This window comes from Nodosilinea sp. E11, from assembly GCF_032813545.1.
Lineage (GTDB): Bacteria > Cyanobacteriota > Cyanobacteriia > Phormidesmidales > Phormidesmidaceae > Nodosilinea.
Genome location: NZ_CP136520.1, coordinates 4,552,534 through 4,571,538, shown reverse-complemented (window position 1 = coordinate 4,571,538; position 19,005 = coordinate 4,552,534). Strand labels below are relative to the sequence as shown.

At 56.6% G+C, this 19,005-nt stretch carries 21 protein-coding genes and 1 tRNA gene; 12 read left to right on the top strand and 10 right to left on the bottom strand.

Translation table 11 applies throughout. The annotated features are described in order from the left end of the window. Positions 1-215 precede the first annotated feature (215 nt). Positions 216-1,949: a PhnE/PtxC family ABC transporter permease gene (locus RRF56_RS22650; protein ID WP_317035413.1), complete on the bottom strand. Its 1,734-nt coding sequence runs from the start codon at positions 1,947-1,949 to the stop codon at positions 216-218. Between the two features lie 20 nt (positions 1,950-1,969). Between RRF56_RS22650 and RRF56_RS22645 the strand changes: the two genes are divergently transcribed. The 3 genes from RRF56_RS22645 to RRF56_RS22635 are packed head-to-tail and all read left to right on the top strand — an operon-like array spanning position 1,970 to position 4,975. Continuing rightward, positions 1,970-2,311 (top strand): hypothetical protein, encoded by a 342-nt coding sequence (locus RRF56_RS22645; protein WP_317035412.1) that lies wholly within the window; start codon positions 1,970-1,972, stop codon positions 2,309-2,311. A gap of 16 nt (positions 2,312-2,327) precedes the next feature. Next, on the top strand, positions 2,328-3,722 hold the full coding sequence (gene argH / locus RRF56_RS22640) for an argininosuccinate lyase (protein ID WP_317035411.1): 1,395 nt from the start codon (positions 2,328-2,330) through the stop codon (positions 3,720-3,722). Next, positions 3,722-4,975 (top strand): tetratricopeptide repeat protein, encoded by a 1,254-nt coding sequence (locus RRF56_RS22635; RefSeq protein WP_317035410.1) that lies wholly within the window; start codon positions 3,722-3,724, stop codon positions 4,973-4,975. Before argH ends, RRF56_RS22635 begins: the two co-directional genes overlap by 1 nt. Positions 4,976-4,991: 16 nt before the next feature. Here the strand turns inward: RRF56_RS22635 and RRF56_RS22630 are convergent, their stop codons facing one another. Continuing rightward, complete coding sequence (locus RRF56_RS22630) at positions 4,992-5,624, bottom strand: late competence development ComFB family protein (RefSeq protein ID WP_317035409.1); 633 nt, start codon at positions 5,622-5,624, stop codon at positions 4,992-4,994. Between the two features lie 374 nt (positions 5,625-5,998). Then, positions 5,999-8,614, bottom strand: a complete 2,616-nt coding sequence (gene clpB, locus RRF56_RS22625) for an ATP-dependent chaperone ClpB (protein WP_317035408.1) — start codon at positions 8,612-8,614, stop codon at positions 5,999-6,001. A gap of 495 nt (positions 8,615-9,109) precedes the next feature. On the opposite strand from clpB, the gene RRF56_RS22620 reads away from it, so the two are divergent. Next, positions 9,110-9,898: an META domain-containing protein gene (locus RRF56_RS22620; protein WP_317035407.1), complete on the top strand. Its 789-nt coding sequence runs from the start codon at positions 9,110-9,112 to the stop codon at positions 9,896-9,898. Positions 9,899-10,063: 165 nt separating this feature from the next. On the opposite strand, the gene RRF56_RS22615 is transcribed toward RRF56_RS22620, so the two are convergent. Both RRF56_RS22615 and RRF56_RS22610 read right to left on the bottom strand, forming a co-directional pair. After that, positions 10,064-10,777: a response regulator transcription factor gene (locus tag RRF56_RS22615; protein ID WP_317035406.1), complete on the bottom strand. Its 714-nt coding sequence runs from the start codon at positions 10,775-10,777 to the stop codon at positions 10,064-10,066. A gap of 302 nt (positions 10,778-11,079) precedes the next feature. Further along, a tRNA-Asn gene (locus RRF56_RS22610) sits at positions 11,080-11,151 on the bottom strand. 183 nt (positions 11,152-11,334) lie between these two features. Between RRF56_RS22610 and rpmI the strand changes: the two genes are divergently transcribed. From rpmI to RRF56_RS22570, 8 genes are all read left to right on the top strand, one after another. After that, entirely contained in the window at positions 11,335-11,532 is a 198-nt protein-coding gene (gene rpmI, locus RRF56_RS22605) for a 50S ribosomal protein L35 (protein WP_317035405.1), read from the top strand. 55 nt (positions 11,533-11,587) lie between these two features. Further along, positions 11,588-11,938: a 50S ribosomal protein L20 gene (gene rplT / locus RRF56_RS22600; protein WP_317035404.1), complete on the top strand. Its 351-nt coding sequence runs from the start codon at positions 11,588-11,590 to the stop codon at positions 11,936-11,938. 138 nt (positions 11,939-12,076) lie between these two features. After that, complete coding sequence (locus tag RRF56_RS22595) at positions 12,077-12,844, top strand: transporter substrate-binding domain-containing protein (RefSeq protein WP_317035403.1); 768 nt, start codon at positions 12,077-12,079, stop codon at positions 12,842-12,844. 43 nt (positions 12,845-12,887) lie between these two features. Continuing rightward, complete coding sequence (locus RRF56_RS22590; RefSeq protein ID WP_317035402.1) at positions 12,888-13,424, top strand: tetratricopeptide repeat protein; 537 nt, start codon at positions 12,888-12,890, stop codon at positions 13,422-13,424. Between the two features lie 161 nt (positions 13,425-13,585). Next, a complete protein-coding gene (locus RRF56_RS22585; protein WP_317035401.1) occupies positions 13,586-13,747 on the top strand; it encodes a hypothetical protein in 162 nt (53 codons plus the stop codon). 82 nt (positions 13,748-13,829) lie between these two features. Then, positions 13,830-14,915 carry a thiamine phosphate synthase gene (locus RRF56_RS22580; RefSeq protein ID WP_317035400.1) on the top strand — a complete coding sequence of 362 codons (1,086 nt, stop codon included), beginning with the start codon at positions 13,830-13,832 and terminating at the stop codon, positions 14,913-14,915. 122 nt (positions 14,916-15,037) lie between these two features. Then, positions 15,038-15,262 carry a sulfur carrier protein ThiS gene (gene thiS, locus RRF56_RS22575; protein ID WP_317035399.1) on the top strand — a complete coding sequence of 75 codons (225 nt, stop codon included), beginning with the start codon at positions 15,038-15,040 and terminating at the stop codon, positions 15,260-15,262. Positions 15,263-15,395: 133 nt separating this feature from the next. Further along, positions 15,396-16,337, top strand: coding sequence for a DUF1517 domain-containing protein (locus RRF56_RS22570; RefSeq protein ID WP_317035398.1), 942 nt, complete (start codon positions 15,396-15,398; stop codon positions 16,335-16,337). 155 nt (positions 16,338-16,492) lie between these two features. Here the strand turns inward: RRF56_RS22570 and RRF56_RS22565 are convergent, their stop codons facing one another. The 5 genes from RRF56_RS22565 to RRF56_RS22545 form a co-directional block, all read right to left on the bottom strand. After that, complete coding sequence (locus tag RRF56_RS22565; protein ID WP_317035397.1) at positions 16,493-17,047, bottom strand: hypothetical protein; 555 nt, start codon at positions 17,045-17,047, stop codon at positions 16,493-16,495. A gap of 72 nt (positions 17,048-17,119) precedes the next feature. After that, a complete protein-coding gene (locus RRF56_RS22560; protein WP_317035396.1) occupies positions 17,120-17,575 on the bottom strand; it encodes a YeeE/YedE family protein in 456 nt (151 codons plus the stop codon). Between the two features lie 20 nt (positions 17,576-17,595). Then, positions 17,596-18,018, bottom strand: a complete 423-nt coding sequence (locus tag RRF56_RS22555; RefSeq protein ID WP_317035395.1) for a YeeE/YedE family protein — start codon at positions 18,016-18,018, stop codon at positions 17,596-17,598. 234 nt (positions 18,019-18,252) lie between these two features. Beyond that, positions 18,253-18,642: a type II toxin-antitoxin system VapC family toxin gene (locus RRF56_RS22550; protein ID WP_317035394.1), complete on the bottom strand. Its 390-nt coding sequence runs from the start codon at positions 18,640-18,642 to the stop codon at positions 18,253-18,255. After that, positions 18,629-18,892, bottom strand: coding sequence for an AbrB/MazE/SpoVT family DNA-binding domain-containing protein (locus RRF56_RS22545; protein ID WP_317035393.1), 264 nt, complete (start codon positions 18,890-18,892; stop codon positions 18,629-18,631). Before RRF56_RS22545 ends, RRF56_RS22550 begins: the two co-directional genes overlap by 14 nt. Between the last annotated feature and the right edge of the window lie 113 nt (positions 18,893-19,005).

The window sequence follows — 19,005 nt, the reverse complement described above, 5'->3', positions numbered from 1 at the left end:
AAACGTTCGAACGTTTTTAGGGAAAATGTCTTAACCAGACTGGCTACAGCTATAGTAGTCTGCCAAGCTAAAGCCTAAACAGCCCTGGCACAGCGATAAATACTGTGCCAGGGCTGTTTAGATAGTAGTCATGCATGATGGGCCGCTCTGAGGTTGGGAACGATTGGGTTAGGGCAGGTTTGAATCGGGGTTTGGTGGGTCAGATTGGGTATTCGTTACTCCCTCAGCACCGCTCGTAATTGCTGACTGATCGCATCTACTGCAAAGGTAAGCGCCACAAATACCGCCAAGGTGATGCCCACCCCACTGAAGTCGAAACTGCTGATTTGCTCGGTGAGTAGACGGCCTAGCCCACCCGCCCCGACCAGCCCCACGATCACAGTTTCACGCAGACACACTTCCCAACGGTAGAGAATATAGGCTAAAAATCGCCCTAGATTTTGGGGCAAAATGCCGTAGGCCACAACCTGACTGGGGCTAGCCCCCAACGTCGCCAGCGCCCGCACAGGGCGATCGTCTAGGTTCTCGTTCACCTCAGCCATCAGACGACCGAGGATGCCAAAGTTGTGGAGGGCTAGGGCCATGGCTCCCGGCAGCACGCCGGGAAACAGCATGTACAGCAGCACCAGCGCCCAGATCGGGGCGGGGATGGCGCGGCTGATTAGCAGCACCAGCCGACTCAGACCTAGCAGAGTGTAGGCCACCCAGGGAGCGCCTTCTCGCTGACCAAGGGGCCGCAGCAGCCCCCCCGGTAGCAAAAAGTTTTGGGCGGCGGGCAGCGAAATCAGAATGCCCCCCAGACCGGCCAGGGCGATCGCCACCATGGACATCGCCACCGTCAGCCAAGAGAGGCGGGCCAAATTAGCCACCTCTGCCCAGGTGGGCAGGGACGGCCAGCCACTGCCTAAAAGTTCACCCAGGAGGCGCTGGGTGCGAGCCGACCACAGCACCCCCAGATCTAGCTGCAACCACCACCAGCTCAGGGGCACCGCCAGCACCGCCCCGATCCACGACAGCTTGAGAAAGCCATCCTGCCGGGGGGCCTGGTGGGGCGATCGCGCAGTAGCACTCCCCGGTTTGCGGTTGATATCGAGGCGGCTGGTAAACCCCATGCGGCGGCGCACCAAGGCGCTCCAAGCATCGACCGCACCGTTGAGCACAATCAGGGCGTAAAAGCCGGTCCAAAGCTGCTCGTAGCGCAGCGATTGCAAACTCAAGAAAATCTCGTAGCCCAGCCCCCCAGCGCCAATAATGCCCAGCACCGCCGAGGCCCGCAGTGAACACTCAAAGCGGTAGAAGGTATAGGAGAGCAGGTTGGGCAAGGCCTGGGGCAGCAAACCGTAGATGAAGGCGACCAGCGGCGGCGTACCGGCATTGAGCAGGGCATGCAGGGGCTCGGGGGGGGTTTCATCTAAAATTTCGGAAAAGACTTTGGCGACGATCGCCCCAAAGGGAATAGCGATCGCCAGCACCCCGACCAATGGGTTTAGCCCCAGCACCAGCACCAACACCAGCCCCCAGATCAGCTCGTGAATAGCGCGGGGAAAGGCCAACACCCCCCGCACCGCCAACCAACCGGCCTGACCCAGCCCCCAGGAGGCCTGGGGAAACAGAGTTTGCCACCACACTGCCGAAGAGAACAGACCACCCACTAGGCCTAGGCCGACGCTGAGAGCAGTCCCCAGCACGGCGTAGGCCAGGGTAACCAGGGCGGCGCGGCCCATCAGGGCCACAAATTCAGCGCTGAGATCGGGGTGCAGACTGGCTACCAAAAACTCTTGCAACTGGGGCCAGCCGCCTAGGTTAATCAGATCGGCTCCCGGTCGGCCCAGGCCCGCCTGGTAAGCCGCCCCCGCCAAGGCGGTGACAACGGCTAGACCCCAGATGGTTTTTGGGTTCCAGAGGTTCGGTCTCGGCGGTATGGTGATAGTCTGTTGGGTGTTAACCATGCTCAGGTCGTTACAGCGCCATGGACGTCATTCCCCAGCTTTCCGATTCTTTGCTGCAAGGTTCGTTTCAACTGGCTTCCCCATCTCTTTCAGTAGATACTATTCTGCGCCCCGTCAGCCTGGACAATGGGGAGAGCTTCAGCGGCTATTTTACCGAAGTTACGATCGCCGATGCGTCTGGTGTAGCAGGTCTGGCAGTAGCCAACGATGCCCTTTCCCCGATGTTGGCCCAGCAGTTTGACCAAGATATTCTGGGGGATATGGTCAGCATTTGGAACAACTTTGTCGAGTCGGGCCAGATCTGGGCGCTACTGTTTGGCATTGTGCTTGGCTATATGATTCGCAATCTGACCGCGTACTAAACTCGACCCCCTTCCCATGGAAACGCCCCCTACCCAAACCTGGAGCCAGCGCTTTGAAACGGCGCTGCACCCAGCGATCGCGCTGTTCAACGCCAGCATTGGCTTTGACATTCAACTGATTGAGTACGACTTGACCGGCTCTGAGGCCCACGCCAAAATGCTGGTTAAAACCGGCATTATCAGCCCCGAAGAGGGTGAGCAGATTGTGACGGGGCTAGAAACCATTCGCCAAGACTTTCGCCGGGGAGACTTTAACCCAGGTGTGGAAGCCGAGGATGTCCACTTTGCCGTGGAGCGGCGACTGACAGAACTAATTGGCGATGTCGGCAAAAAGTTGCATACGGCGCGATCGCGCAACGACCAGGTCGGCACTGACCTCCGCCTTTACCTCCGGGCTCAGATCGAGGCTCTGCAAGGGCAGCTCCGCCAGTATCAGCAAACCCTGCTGGGCTTGGCCGAAGCCCATGTCGAAACCTTGATTCCCGGCTACACCCATCTGCAGCGGGCTCAGCCCCTGAGCCTGGCCCACCACCTGCTGGCCTATTTTGATATGGCTCAGCGCGACTGGGATCGGCTCCACGACCTGCAAAAGCGGGTGAATATTTCGCCCCTGGGCTGCGGGGCTCTGGCCGGCACAACGTTCCCTATCGATCGCCAGTATGCAGCCGAACTGCTGGGGTTTGAGCAGGTGTACGGCAACAGTCTCGACGGGGTGAGCGATCGCGACTTTGCGATCGAATTTGCCTGCGCCGCCAGCCTGATCATGGTGCACCTGTCGCGCCTGTCAGAGGAAATGATTCTCTGGGCCTCGGAGGAGTTTAGCTTTGTCACCCTCAACGATAGCTGCTCCACCGGCTCCAGCATCATGCCCCAAAAGAAAAACCCCGATGTGCCTGAGCTGGTGCGGGGCAAGACGGGGCGTGTGTTTGGCCACCTGCAAGGGCTGCTGGTGATGATGAAGGGCCTGCCTTTGGCCTACAACAAAGATCTGCAAGAAGACAAAGAGGCACTGTTCGACACCGTCAATACCGTGCGCGGTTGTGTTGAAGCTATGACCATTCTGCTGGCCGAGGGGGTCAATTTTCAGGTGCCACGGCTTGGTCAGGCGGTGAACGAAGACTATTCCAACGCCACCGATGTGGCCGACTACCTGGCCGCCAAGGGGGTGCCGTTTCGGGAGGCCTATAACCTGGTGGGCAAAGTGGTGAAGACCTCCTTGGCGGCAAACAAGCTGCTGCGGCAGCTCACCCTCGACGAATGGCAGGCCATCCACCCCGCCTTTGAAGACGACATCTACGCGGCGATCGCTCCTCAGCAGGTGGTCTCAGCCCGTAACAGCTACGGTGGCACCGGCTTTGAGCAGGTGCGTTTGGCGATCGCGCGGGCGCATCAAGCCCTAGGAGAGGGCTAGTGACCATCAGCCTGTGCATGATTGTCAAAAACGAGGCCGCCACCCTGGGCCGCACCTTGAAAAGCGTGCAGGGGGTGGTCAGCGAAGTCGTCGTGGTCGATACGGGGTCGGTGGATGACACCGTGGCGATCGCCCAAGCCCACGGTGCTACCGTCCACAGCTTTGCCTGGGAAAACGACTTTGCCGCCGCCCGCAACGAGTCACTGCGCCACGCCACTGGCGACTGGGTGCTGGTGCTCGATGCCGATGAAGTGTTGCTGAGCGAGACAGCCCAGGTGCTCCAGCGCCTCGACCAGGGGCACCCCCTAGGGGATGTGGCTGCTGCCGATGTGCTGGCCATTAACCTGTTGCGCCTAGAATTAGGGGCTTCCCAGGCCCCTTACACGCTGATTACCCGGTGTTTTCGCCGTCTGCCCGAGATTGCCTTTAAACGTCCCTACCACGAGACCGTGGACGATAGCGTAGTGGCCTTGCAGCAGCAAGATGCGCACTGGCAGGTGATTACCCTAGGCGAAGTAGCCCTCCACCATACGGGCTACGACCCGGTAGTGGTGATGCAGCGGGGCAAGTTTGATCGCGCCCGCACCACTATGGAGCGCTACCTGGCTGACCACCCCGACGACGCCTATTTGCTCAACAAGCTGGCCGCCCTCTATATCGAAGCAGACAAATCTGAGGCCGCGCTACCGTTGCTCGATCGCGCCCTGGAGCAGGCTGAGGCTTTAGACGCCCTCACCAGTTACGAGGTGCACTACCACCGCGCCTTGGCCCTGGCCCATCTGCCCCACCAGGCGGCCAACGATTATCAGGCGGCCCTAGCCCAAGACGTGCCGCCCCGCCTCAAGCTGGGGGCACTGATCAACTACGGCAGCCTCAAGAAGGCCCAGGGGGAGTTTGCCACTGCGGTTGAGCTATTTCAACAGGCGGTTGAGGCCGACCCCACTCTGGCGATCGCCCACTACAACCTGGGCACGGCCTACCGGGGGCAAGGCTACCTAGATGAGGCGATCGCCGCCTACCGCCAGGCGATCGCCCTCGAGCCCAGCTATCCCGAAGCTCACCAAAACCTAGCTGTAGCCCTGTTTAAACTGGGTCAGCTACCAGAAGCTCTAGATGCGTTTCAGCGGGCGATCGCCATCTACGAGACGATCGACCCTGCTGCCGCTGCCAGCCTGCGCCAGGGGGTGGCCAACCTGGGCATTCCCACCGGGCTGCTGACTCAGAAAGGGTTTAGCCAAACAGGGTTTGGCTAGACGGGGTTAATACGGCTTACTTTTGGTAGCGGGTATCGTTCCAGTCAAACCCACTACCGGAGGAGGTGTGGCTCTTTTGCCACGACACCTCCGATCCGTAGGTGCCAGGACGCCAGTAATGGCCATGGTTACCATCGGCCTGCTCAGCGCTAGACATCTCAGGTGGCTTACCTCGATAGCGAGTCCGGTGCGACCCTTCACCGGTTGTCTCAGTCGGCGATGTCTCACCCCGCATACCTAGCATAGAGCGCAGGCGGTTAATAGCCCCTTCCCAGCTCAGGTCAGGCTGCTTTAGCATCTCGCGCAGGGCATTGAGGGCCACAGTGGCCGCTTCTTGCTCCTTCAAATTGATCGGTTCAGACGACCGAATCGGATCAACTTGAACGGCGGCAAAAGCCTGGCGCACGGCTCCCTTAATCTGGTTGTGCAGTTCTCGCTTAGCTTTTTCGTACTGGTGTTGCCACCCTTTCTCACTCGAGGCGTAGAGAGAGGGCAGGCGGTTAAGCGCATAAGTTTCAACCTCTACCCGCTTGAGATACTTTAGAACGCGAGGTTGTAGGGTTTTGAGCTGTTTTTCTACTTCTTCGGCTACCAAGAGTTCCATCACATTGATGTAGCCGTGCTTCGGACCGTCGTGAACGATTTTCATAACCAACCCCATTACCGATTGAATAAACGGGTGCAATTCCGGCAGGACCCGGTTCACCCCTAAGATGCTCCTGATTGGTTGACATTGGCGCAAGCAAGCTACAAAAGTAGCTCCTATCAAGCCCAAAAGGGCACGCGCTGACCACAATCCTGCGGTATTAACACCAGTATGCCCAAAATGTGTTCCAGAAAACTACTGAAAAAGTTTGGAAGACAAGGACTGACTGTTCTAGTGAAAATGCCTATAAAGCCTATAGTGCCAAAACCAGTTCCATTAGTGCAACCGTAGTCGTTAAAAACGAAATGCCCCGTTTCAAAGGTTAATGTCCTAGGCAAAGGAGAAGGGCCTCCTTTGCCTAGAACTAGCCGGCTTGTCTATACACTCAACAGCCCTGCCGACAGTCGCTTAAACGAGAGACGTTCATTCTCTACATCGACAAAGATGGTGTCGCCTTCGGTGAACTCACTCCGTAGAATAGCCTTGGCAATTTGCGTTTCTAGCTCTCGCTGAATCGCTCGTTTCAGCGGGCGGGCTCCGTACACTGGGTCGTAGCCCACCTCAGCTAGAAAGTCTAGCGCAGCTTCGGTTAGCGTAATGGCCATTTTGCGGTCGGCTAGGCGTTCTTCTAGACGAACGATTTGCAGTTTGACGATGTTGCGTAGCTGCGACTTAAGCAGCCCGTGGAAGATGATCATTTCATCTACCCGGTTGAGAAACTCGGGCCGAAAGTTGCCCCGCAGGGCCTCCATCACCCGAGATTTCATCTCTTCGTACTGGCTATCGTCGCCAGCGACGTCAAGAATGAACTGGGAGCCAATGTTGCTGGTCATAATGATGATGGCGTTTTTGAAGTCCACCGTGCGGCCCTGGGCGTCGGTGACCCGACCGTCATCCAGAATTTGCAGCATGACGTTAAACACGTCGGGGTGGGCTTTCTCAATTTCGTCGAAGAGAATCACCGCGAAGGGGCGGCGGCGGATGGCCTCGGTCAGTTGGCCCCCCTCGTCGTAGCCGACATAGCCCGGAGGGGCACCGATCAGGCGAGAGACAGCGTGCTTCTCCATGTATTCCGACATGTCGATGCGTACCAGGGCCTCCTCGGTGTCAAACAGGTAGGCGGCTAGGGCCTTGGCCAGCTCGGTTTTGCCCACTCCGGTGGGGCCAAGAAAGATGAAGCTGGCGATCGGGCGGTTGGGATCGGCGAGTCCGGCGCGCGATCGCTGAATTGAGTCAGCTACCGCTGTCACCGCCTCCTCTTGGCCAATCACCCGCTCGTGCAGCTCGTCTTCAAGCAGCAGCAGCTTGGTCATTTCTGACTGCACCAGCTTACTGACCGGAATGCCCGTCCACTTGGAGATAATTTCGGCAATGTCAGATTCGGTGACTTCTTCCCGCAGCAGGGTTTTGCCGGTGGTTTGGGTTTCGGCCAGCTGGGTTTCAGCGGTTTCGAGCTGGCGTTGCAGTTCGGTGAGCTTGCCATACTTGAGTTCGGCAGCCCGGTTCAGGTCGTAGTCTCGCTCGGCCTGCTGAATTTCGATGTTGACCCGGTCGATGTCTTCTTTAATCGACTGCATGTGATCCATCACATCTTTTTCAGATTGCCACTGAGCGTTGAGGGCACTCTGTTGCTCTTTGAGGTCGGCCAGTTCTTTCTCAATGCGCTCTAGCCGCTCTAGGGAGGCGGGGTCGATTTCTTTTTTCAGCGACAGGCGTTCCATTTCGAGCTGAAGAATTTTGCGATCGACCTCGTCAAGCTCCTCGGGCTTAGAGGTAATTTCCATCTTCAGCTTGGCAGCGGCTTCGTCGACTAGGTCGATGGCCTTGTCGGGCAGGAAGCGATCGCTGATATACCGGGTCGAAAGCGTGGCTGCCGCCACCAAGGCGCTATCAGAAATGGTGACGCCGTGGTGCAGCTCGTAGCGTTCCTTCAGGCCCCGCAGAATCGAGATCGTATCTTCCACCGTGGGCTGACCAACGTAGACCTGCTGGAAGCGACGCTCTAGGGCGGCGTCTTTCTCAATGTATTTGCGGTATTCATCCAGGGTGGTGGCACCGATACAGCGTAGCTCGCCCCGAGCCAGCATGGGTTTGAGCAGGTTGCCCGCATCCATGGCTCCCTGGGTGGCCCCTGCCCCAACCACCGTATGAATTTCGTCAATAAACAGAATAATCTGCCCTTCGGAGTCGGTGACTTCTTTCAGCACCGCCTTGAGCCGTTCTTCAAACTCACCCCGATACTTGGCCCCGGCAATGAGTGAGCCCATGTCGAGGGCAATCAGCTGACGATCTTTGAGCGACTGGGGCACGTCGCCGCTGACAATGCGCTGGGCCAACCCTTCGGCGATCGCGGTTTTGCCAACCCCTGGCTCGCCAATCAGCACCGGGTTGTTTTTAGTGCGACGCGAGAGAATCTGGATGGTGCGACGAATTTCGTCGTCGCGACCAATCACTGGGTCGAGTTTGCCCCGACGGGCCGCATCAGTGAGGTCACGGCCATATTTCTCTAGAGACTGATACTTGCCTTCGGGGTTTTGGTCGGTCACTTTCTGGGTGCCTCGAATCTCTTGAATGACTTGCTTGAGCTTGGCTTCACCTAAGCCAAGGTCCTGAAACAGCGTTTTACCAAAGCGGGTATCGCCAGGGTAAGCCAAAATCAGGTGTTCGATGGAGATATATTCGTCACCGTAGTCTTTTTTGTGTTTGTCGGCCCGGTCTAGCAAGGTATCCAGCGATTTGCCCAGATACACAGACGAGCCGCTGCCCGAGACCTTGGGCTGGCTATTGATAAACGCTTCGGTGCGATCGCGCAGCTGCTGCCCGTTGGCTCCCAGTTTGGCAAAAATACTGCTGGCCAAACCCTCCTGGTCGAGCAGGGCCAGCATCAGGTGATCGCTCTCGATCTGCTGCTGTTGAGACTGTTTAGCTATATCCTGCGATCGCACAATGGCGTCCCAGGCTTTTTCAGTGAATTGGTTTTGGGTAGGTTGCATAGGGTTACCTGATCCGGCAGCTCATTACTCTACAAATTCGCGTATGGTTGCATTGTAAAAAAAGCAGCCCACTCAGCAGGATCGGTGTTCACGATTATTCTCAGGCGGGTTGCCGCCTATTGCCCTAAACCGCCACCGGGGAGGCCCTTAGAGAAATTCGCTATGGCTTCGCGGCATAGAGGTTAAACCGTTGCCTTTAAAATTATATTCTTTGACCCAACTAGCCGAAATGGTTGTGCCTGGTTATGCCTAGGCTATTAGTTAAATCCAGTTGTCGTCCAGCAGAGATAAAAATATGAAAACCATAGGAATTTACTGACAGAAATTTGAATATATCTTCTCAAGAATTAGATTAAAAAATATAATTTTGCGATTCTGGCTATTCGTTTTATTCTGTTGAAATGCGAGTCCTATCGGTGCCTAAAACCCATTAATATTAGGGCTCAATTAAGGTACATGTTTACTTGCGTATTTTTCTAATAGTGTGGTGATCCTATGGGTTTATCTCGTTCTGTTGTGACTCTTATGGCCGGTGCTATGGCTTTGGCTAGCGCTACGGCCTGTGTCGCTCCTACCCCTGACTCCGCAGTGCCACCCCTCACTGGCACTGTGTGGGAACTCCAGCAAATTCAAATGAGTGATGACACGCTGTTGACCGCTAACCCACCGCAAAACTACACCGCTGAATTTGCCGACGACGGCCAGGTGTTTGTGCGCGCCGACTGCAACCGCGCGATCGGGACCTTTACCGAAACTGGCGACAGTCAGATCAGCGTGCAGATGGGGCCAACCACCCTGGCAGCCTGCCCTGAGAGCAGTATTGGACCTCAGTTTTTGCAGGCGATGAATAACGCCAACCTCTATTTCTTTCAGGGAGACGACCTTTTTATTGACCTAGCCTTTGACAGCGGCACCATGCAGTTTTCGGGCACACCTACGCCTCCCCTGATTGGTACGGTCTGGCAGCTTCAGCAGATCCAGTTCAGCGACGATACGCTGCTGATTGCGGACCCGCCGGAGAACTACACCGCCGAGTTTTTAGAAGATGGCACTCTACTGGTGCAGGCTGACTGTAATCGGGGCCAGGGTCAGTTCTCGCTGGCTGACGATCGCCGCCTAGAGGTAGAGCCCATTGCGACCACCCGCGTCGCTTGCCCCGAGGGTTCAATTGGCAGTGAATTTGTCGAAGCGTTAGGCAATGCGGGCATTTACTTCTTCCAGGGGGGTGACCTGTTTGTAGATCTGGCCTCTGATAGCGGCACCATGCAGTTTTCTGCCGACTAAGCACTACTCCAGGACTTGAGCAAGCATAGCCTCAGGTCTTGCTGTCCCAAACAGCCCCAGATCTTCGTGAAGATCTGGGGCTGTTTGGATTTATTTCATCAACCTAGCCGTCGGTACAGGGTTGCTTAGACAACGACTGGGAAACCGTTTCCTGGGTGGTTATGGCTAGATGGCGGCAGCGGCAGGTAACTCCAGGCAATACCCAGCCCCGTAGACGGTTTTAATAAACTTGGGATGGCGAGGATCGGGTTCTAGCTTAGTTCTCAAATGCCGTACGTGTACGCGAATGGTTTCAATGTCGTCGTTAGGTTCGTAGCCCCACACCTCTTGCAAAATTTGGCTGGGTGACACTGTCTGTCCGTGGCGCTGTAGTAGGCAGTGCAGCAGCTCAAACTCTAGGTGGGTGAGCTTAACGGTGCCGTCAAACCAAATGGCCTCATAGCGCTCTGGTATCAAAGTCAGAGGGCCATAATTAAGAATTTCGCTGTGCTTAGCCGCCTGGGGAATGCGATCGGTGCGGCGCAAAAGGGCCCGCACTCGGGCCAACATTTCGTCGAGTTCGAAGGGCTTGGTCAGATAGTCATCGGCCCCAGCGTTAAAGCCGTCTACTTTGTCTTGGGTTTGCCCCAGAGCTGTAAGCATGAGCACCGGAATGTCGGCGGTGCGGCGATCGCGGCGAATCCGCTGGCAAACGGTAAGGCCGTCTACCTTAGGCAGCATGAGGTCAAGCATGATCAGATCTGGCAGCAGTTGCACCGCCAGGGCTTGACCCTTGATGCCATCTCCAGCCTGATTAACGTCGTAGCCTGCCATCTCCAGATTGACGGAAACAAGCTCGGCGATCGCCGGATCATCATCAATGACGAGAATACGAGGCATTACCAACTAAACTTGACAACCTAAAACGTCACCAGCCCAGAGACCAGAAAGCCACGAAGCTTTGAGTAGCCTAGCATTCTAATGTAAAGAGCGATGTCGGAATAATACAATTCCTGGATAAATTATAAGCAGGACCCCGATTTTCCCTCGAAGTAAATACGCAGCGCCCCGCAGAGTTTAAGGTTTCCTTTAGATTTCAGGGCGCTAGGATATTCGCCAGGCAATACCTCTCCAGCGCCTTAAGCAGCAGAAATTTGCTAAGGCCTTACTTCAGCCAAGATTTGGCATAGGTAACTTGAAAACTCCCCAGGTAGGATTCGAACCTACGACCAATCGGTTAACAGCCGACCGCTCTACCACTGAGCTACTGAGGATTACGTGCAGAACTAATAGTAGCGACAAGAGGGCAATCTTGACAAGCCTCTGGCAATTTTTTTTTTGAACTGGTCTTGGTGACCTAGGTTAGCGCCCCACGATGAGGACATTGCTGAGAGAAATTCTTTGGGATGCGGAGTAGGCGTGATACTATTAAAGACTGTGTCGAAATTGTGGTAACCATGCCCAAGCTTAAGTCTCGCAAAGCCGCCGCTAAGCGCTTTCGCCGCAGCGGCAGCGGCAAAATTATGCGTCGTAAGGCGTTTAAGAATCACATGTTGCAGCATAAGAATGCTGAACGACGCTCTCGGTTGTCTAAGATCGCCGTGGTGTCCGAAGAAGACGCTCCCAATGTGGAGCTCATGCTGCCCTACCTCTAGGTAAAGGCGCTCAGTCTGTTAGCAGTCACTTAAATAGTCCAAGGGTTAAACAGTCATGGCACGTGTCAAGCGCGGCAACGTAGCACGCAAGCGCCGCAACAAAATTCTCAAGCTTGCCAAAGGGTTTAGGGGGTCGCACTCTAAGCTATTTCGCACAGCCAATCAGCAGGTGATGAAGGCATTGCGATACGCCTATCGCGATCGCCGCAACCGGAAGCGCGATTTCCGTCGCCTGTGGATTACCCGCATCAATGCGGCCTCCCGCATGCACGGTTTGAGCTATAGCCAGCTGATTGGCCAGCTCAAAAAGGCCAATATCGATATCAACCGCAAAATGCTGGCTCAAATGGCGGTGCTAGACCCCAACGGGTTTGCCAAAGTGGTTGAAGTGGCCAACCGGGCTTAAGGTGTCGTCCCTAAATGCCTACTCAGAGCATTGCTGCGATCGGCCTCTAGGGTCGCATTCCCAGTTCGCTCCTAGGCGGTATTTAGTTCGAATTTGCCTAGAGGTACGGGCAGGTCATCGTCGAGACGCGGCGGTGTCATGCAATTAAATTGGCTTGGGTTTGGTTTAGTGCTGGGGGCGCAGTTAGCTGTGTTCCCAGTTTTTGCTGCGGATCTTGAAACCATTCGCGATCGCGGGCATTTGGTAGTGGCCGTGCGCGAAGGTTGGCGGCCCCTGAGTTTTCGCGACGCCAACGGTGAACTGGTCGGCTTTGAGATCGACATTGCCCGCGAGTTGGCAGCGGCAATTTTTGCCGATCCAGAGGCGATCGAGTTTACCGTGGTGCCCAACCGCGATCGCCTGCCTGCGGTGCTCGAAGACCGTGCCGATGTGGCGATCGCAGGGTTAACCCTCTCCAGTGCGCGGCAGCGCTTGGTTAGCTTTAGCCCCCCCTACTACCTAGACGGGGCCGGGGTATTGGTGCGCGATCCACAGTTTCACAGCCTTACTACTCTGCAACGGCGGCGACTGGGGGTATTGCAGGGGGCAAGCACCATAGCGGTGGTGCGCTATTTACTGCCCCAGGCGGTGCTCACCCCCCTCGCCAGCTACCAGGAGGCGTTCGATCGCCTGAGCACCGGCCAAATCGACGGCTTTGCTGGCGATGTAACGGTGCTGACGGGCTGGCAACAAGACCACAGCGGTTATTACCTAGTACCCACTGTGCTGTCGGCAGAGCCGCTGGCGATCGCCCTTCCTAAGGGCACCCAGTACACAGAACTGCGCCGCTTAATTGGCCACACGGTCACCCAATGGCACCAAAGCGGCTGGCTAGAAGATCGAGCAACCTTTTGGGGGTTGCCCTAGCCGTGGCAAGATAGGTTAGTCCTCAAGTGCGAACCAAGATCGGATGGAAAACAGCAACCTGCTCCTCATATACCTGGGTATTCTGCTGACGTTGCTGAGCGTTGCCGCTTTTTTCGTGGTGCGCCAGGTGATCAAAACTCGTCGCATTGAAAGCACCCTGGGGCGGCTGCAATCGCGGCTGACCAAAGAAAAGGGCACTGCCCAGGAATACTACGAGCTAGGCAGCCTGCTGCTCGACAAAAAGCTCTACACCCAGGCGGCCCTCTATCTCCAGCAGGCGATCAAACAGCTGAGTGATGACGAAACTGAAAACGCCGCCGTGGTCTACAACGCCCTAGGCTACTCCTACTTTGCCCAAGACCAGTACGACCTGGCGATTCGCAATTACAAGGAGGCGCTGAAGATTTCGCCTGAGTACGTCACCGCCCTCAACAACCTAGGTCATAGCTACGAGCGCAAACAGCTGATGACCCAGGCGATCGAGATGTACGAAACCGCCCTTAGCCTAGAACCCAACAACACCACTGCCCGCCGTCGCTCAGTGTCCTTGAAAAAGCGCATGGTGGCCTCTGAGAAGTAGCCTGGCTAGCTTGGGCAGGAATAGCGCGTTGACGTTTTGACAGAATGGATGCAACAAAAATCTGTACTTAGGGTATATAGAGCTTAGGGGCTGCTTTACGGGCAGTGCCTGCAACGGTGAATTTACCTCTTTCTGCTCTCATTAGTTCTTAGGAGTGGTTTATGCGCCTTGACTCTGGCAATCCGGTAACTCGATTTTTCTCGTCGCTGGTGGCGATTCTGGCCCTGGTCAGCTTTGGCTTTATTGCCTGGAAGACCTTTGATGTCTGGCAGTCTGATCCGGCAGTGAAAGGCATTCAGCAGATTTTGCAACAGCAAAAATAGGTTTCTGGGGTCCCCGACTGCCCGCTCCTTTGCCGGCCCGCTTCCCTGTTAGGATGTGGAAGTTCTTTGTGCCGCTGTTGCTATGTCGGAGTTGCCTGGGCTGCCAGCGCTGCCCACCCCTACTGATGCTGCCGTCTATCGCATTCTCGATGCCAACCTCGATCGAGCCCGGGAGGGGCTGCGCATTATTGAAGAATGGTGTCGGTTTGGGCTAAATAACTCGGGCCAAACTGAGCAGCTTAAGCATCTGCGCCAAACCCTGGCCCAGTGGCATGCCCCAGAACTGCGCCTGTGCCGTGACACCCCCGGTGACCCCGGCACCGCCCTCACCCACCCCCAGGAAGCTGAACGCACGAGCGTTATGGCGGTGCTACAAGCTAACTTCTGCCGTGTGCAGGAGGCCTTGCGGACCCTAGAAGAATACGGCAAGCTCTACCGCCAGGAGTTGGCAGCGGGTAGTAAGGCTATGCGCTACCAAATATATGCCCTAGAGAGCGACATTTTGGGGGGCCATCGGCAGCAGCGGCTGCGGCAGGCATTGACCTATCTGGTGACGTCGCCCAGCGATCGCCTCTTGCCGGTTGTAGAAGCGGCCCTACAAGGTGGTATAGCCTTGGTGCAGTATCGCGACAAGCTCACCGACGACCACCTGCGGCTGGAGTTGGCCCAGCAGCTCAACGATCTCTGCCACCGCTACGGGGCGCTGTTTTTGATCAACGATCGCGTCGATCTCGCCCTGGCGGTAGGGGCCGATGGCGTTCACCTGGGCCAAACCGATCTGCCCATTGCCACGGCCCGCCAGCTACTGGGTAGCCAGCGCATCATTGGTCGCTCGACGACCAACCCCGACGAAATGCAGCGGGCGATCGCCGAGGGAGCCGACTACATCGGCGTCGGCCCGGTATATAGCACCCCCACTAAGCCCGACAAAGCTGCCGCCGGTCTCGACTACGTCCGCTACGCCGCTGAACATGCCACTGTACCCTGGTATGCGATCGGCGGCATCAACACCGAAAATTTGGCCGAGGTGCTTCAGGCTGGTGCTGAGCGAGTGGCGGTAGTACGCGCCATTATTGAGGCCGAAAACCCCACCCTCATCGCCCAGTACTTTGCCGCCCAAACCAACCACCGCCATACCTTTCACCAGGTGGCCGCTCCGGTTACCTAGGGGAGAAGGTTCTTTGCTTCAAGGTGGTAGGCTCAAGGCGTAAGGGGTGAGCGAAACCGTCTAAACTCCGTACCCAGCCACCACACCCCAACTCTAGAACCGTCAGCTTTTATCCTCTGGCCATGCTTGATCCCACGACCGACACATTTTACATTTTGGTTAACGGAGCCTCGCAACCCTGCGTCTCTGGCACCCTGCTGCCCGATTTTTTAACGTCTCTCGGCTTAAATCCTCGGCTGGTGGCGGTAGAGTACAACGGTGAAATTCTCCATCGCCAACTGTGGGAGACGACCCATTTGCGCCCCGATGACCGTCTCGAAATTGTCACTATTGTGGGTGGCGGCTAGACGAAGGGCGGTGGTTTAGAAACGCTGGTACGGGTTTCCGCCATCAATTTGTTCCCTTTGGCTGCCGTCGCCAAAAGACTTCGCGTTAAATTAAAGACATCAGCACTCCACGTTAGCATTCCGTTTTTACCCAATGGTTAAACACTTATTTCGACGCCTCAAGCCGCTGCTTAAGCCTTTGATGGTGGTAGTACTAGCCTTGGTTTTGGTCTTCGGTTCTGCCGATGGGGCCTGGGCCGCAGCGGGGGGCCGCATGGGCGGCGGCAGCTTTCGGGCTCCGGCTCCGCGCATGAGCCCTACCCCACGCACCTATGCCCCTGGCGGCGGTGGCGGCTACTACCCTGGCGGTGGGTTTGGCTTCCCCTTCCTGTTTCCGTTTATCGGCATTGGGGGAGGATTTGGTGGGTTGTTTACCCTGCTAATTTTTATTGCCATTGCCAACGTGGTAGTGCGCGGCTTTAGAGGGGCAACCGCCGGAGATGACTATGCTGCCCCCGCTGGCAGCAACCCACCAGTGGCTGTGACCAAGCTTCAGGTGGGCCTGCTGGCCGAGGCCCGCGCTTTGCAAGACGACCTCAACCGGTTGGCGACCACCGCCGATACTGGCACTTCTCAAGGGTTGGCTAAACTGCTGCAAGAAACCACCCTGGCGTTGCTGCGCCACCCCGACTACTGGGCCTACGCCGCTAGCGAAGGCAAGCAAACTCGCCTGCTTAGCGCCGAGCAAGAGTTTAATCGCTATACCCTCTCGGCCCGCAGTCGGTTCAGCGAAGAAACCATTTCTAACGTCAACAATCAAATTACCCAGGCTGAGCCCAAGGCCCTGCTGACCGGTGACAGCGATCAGTTCCCTGGTGAGTACATTCTGGCGACGGTAGTGGTAGCGACCCAGGGCAAGCTGGATCTACCTGAGATCTACTCGTCTGATAACCTGCGCCAGGCCTTAAACCAGATTGGGGCCGTGTCGGGCGAAAATCTGCTGGCGGTAGAAGTGCTGTGGACTCCACAGAAGTCGGGAGACACGCTCAGCGCCGATGAGCTGGTGGCCCAGTATCCAGAGCTTAAGCTGATCTAGTATCGGTTTGCTCAAGCTTCCCTGGAAATCTAACTAAAAAGGCCCCCTGGTTATCAGGGGGCCTTTTTTGCTAGATGGTGACCTGCTCGGCCCGATCGCCCTCGCACTGTCGAGCGTTGATGGGGTGCTTTCTGGCTGGTTAACTGCCCGTTCGATCAGACTTGGCCGCCAGGGCACACCGTAGACCACTGATCGAGGTTGGCCCGAGCCTGGATAAACCCGGTGAGTTCGCCCCGGTAGGCAATTAGGCGAGAGCGATCGGCGGAATCAGGGGGAATCAATACCACCAGGCGATCGACTGAGGCGGCGGCACAGGCCCAGTCACTGGCGGCCACAGCGGCGGCCAGGGTTTCTTGCCGCTGAACGATTTCGGCTTGTTTGGCGGCCTCGGCTCGCTCCCGAGCAATGTAGGCTTCCATATTGCGAATGGCAGCGGTGGCGTAGCGATCGCCCGGTCGAGCCGCTAAGGCCCGCCGAAAATTGATGAGGGCGGTGTGGTAATCTTTGCGTTCTGTGGCAGAGTAACCTGCCAGCATGGCGTTTCTATAGGTTTGGGCTCGGTTTTGCTTCAGGCGAATGTCGCTGACGCTATCCGTTGAGATGCCCTCTAGACTCTTGGCCTGAGTGTTGGCTAAACCCATAGAGCCCGTTAGGGCTATCCCTAGCAGTAGGCCCATCCCAATGTTGCCGACATGTCTCATCGTCGCCATTTCGTTTGCTGCCCCGCACTACACGACTGTTTAGGGTAGCGAATTTTTGGCCCCGTGAGCACCAATCTGCGCTCAAGCTTGAGGCGGGGGGTTAAGGGCTTTGTAGGCCAGCGATCCGGCGAGCATAGCCGCCAGAAACAGCAGTGGGTTGGCTGAGCCTAGCCCTAAAGCTGCGATCGCCGGTCCAGGGCAGTATCCTCCCAGCCCCCAGCCGATGCCAAACAGGGCTGCGCCGAGCACCAGAGGGCGATCGATATCGTTGCGGGTGGGTACGAAGAAGTTGCGATCGAGCAGCGGGGCGGACCGTCGCAAAATGAACCGAAAGCTAATCAGCGTTACCAGCACCGCGCCGCCCATCACAAAGGCCAGGGTAGGGTCCCAGGTGCCAAATAGGTCTAGAAAACCGATCACCCGCTGGGGGTCGATCATCTGCGAACAGCCGAGGCCGAGGCCAAACAGTAGCCCGGCAGCCAGGGCGACCAGATTCTGCGCCAGGGTGTTGGGGGAGGATGCGCTACGGGTGGTCATGATGGTTCCTTGTAATGGCTCTAAGCCCAGCCCAGCAGGTGGCGGGTGATGAATACGGTGACAATACCGGTGGTCATGAAGGTGAGGACAGCGACCAGCGATCGCATCGACAGCCGCCCCAGCCCGCAAACCCCGTGGCCGCTGGTGCAGCCATTGCCCATGCGAGTGCCATAGCCCACCAGCAGCCCCGCCACAATCATGGTGACGGGGGCAACGGGATAGGTGGGAGTGGACTGGGGAGCCCAGGCATATTCGTAAACCAAGCCGCCTGCGACTAAGCCGACTAAAAACAGCCAGCGCCAGGCCTCGGCGGCGGCAAAGGTGATCGCCCCGTTGACCATGCCGCTGATGCCCGCGATCCGTCCGTTGAGAGCCAGCAGTAGGGTGGCGCTAAGGCCGATCAGAATGCCGCCAAACAGGCCGTAGAGCCATTCTGTGGGCATGGGAAATCCTGAATTCATTGCTTAACGATATAGTAATATATCTTGACCCTAATAAGCTGTTTTGTTCAATTTCCAAAATAGCCTCGTACTATGACGAGATGCTGCACTCCATCGGCTACCGCCAGGGCTGTACCCAGAGAGTGGTGCATTATGATGGGCATTAAATGTTCCTCCCTGAAACCGGGTTTCTCACCCCGCTACGCAGCTTACCTGCCTGAATATAGAGCTGTTGGTTTAGGGTCTTTGAACCCGCTGGTCGGTGAGCGTTTTGGCGCGTTTGATAAACGCCTTGTCAAAGGTATAGAGAGCAGAACAATGCTGGCTCGTGGCCAAATGCAAAGCATCGCCAAAATCCAGACCCTTTTCATACCACTGCAAGACCTGGGACATTAAATTTTCGTTGGCGAGATAAACATTGGACAGACCAAAGATCTTTCTAAAGGCGGCGCAAATCTCAGCAGCCTTAAAGCCGTAGGCAAAGCGCAACACCCACTCGGTCTCTAAAATCACCGTATCAGGAATAAAAATTTCAGGGTTTTGAAAGAGGTCTACGCTGGCCCGGTACTGCGATTCGTCATCTTGGGTGATGAGCCGCACAATGATGTTGGTGTCAACGGCGATCATGCCACTGCTCCAGTACCCCCTGGCGCAGAGCGCGATCCATATCTTCTAGGCTTTTGGGTGAGCCTTCATACCTTAGGCAGCCTGCTACCTCGGCTAGGGTAGTGGGCTCAAAGGGCTTTTTCGGCTTTAGTAAAATGCCGTCGCCCACATCCACGGCAATCAATTCTTGCCCCGCTTCCCAGTGGTGAGCGACCCGCAGCGCTTTGGGGATAATCACCTGACCTTTGCTCGACAGACGAGTGACTTCCATGGGATGCTCGATCACTTCGGGTAAGACGTTGGTAAGATTTTAGCATTTCCCCACTGAAGGGCAAAACCGTTAACAGGGGCAGCATCTGTGGCCCAGTTTCGCTTCGCTAGGGC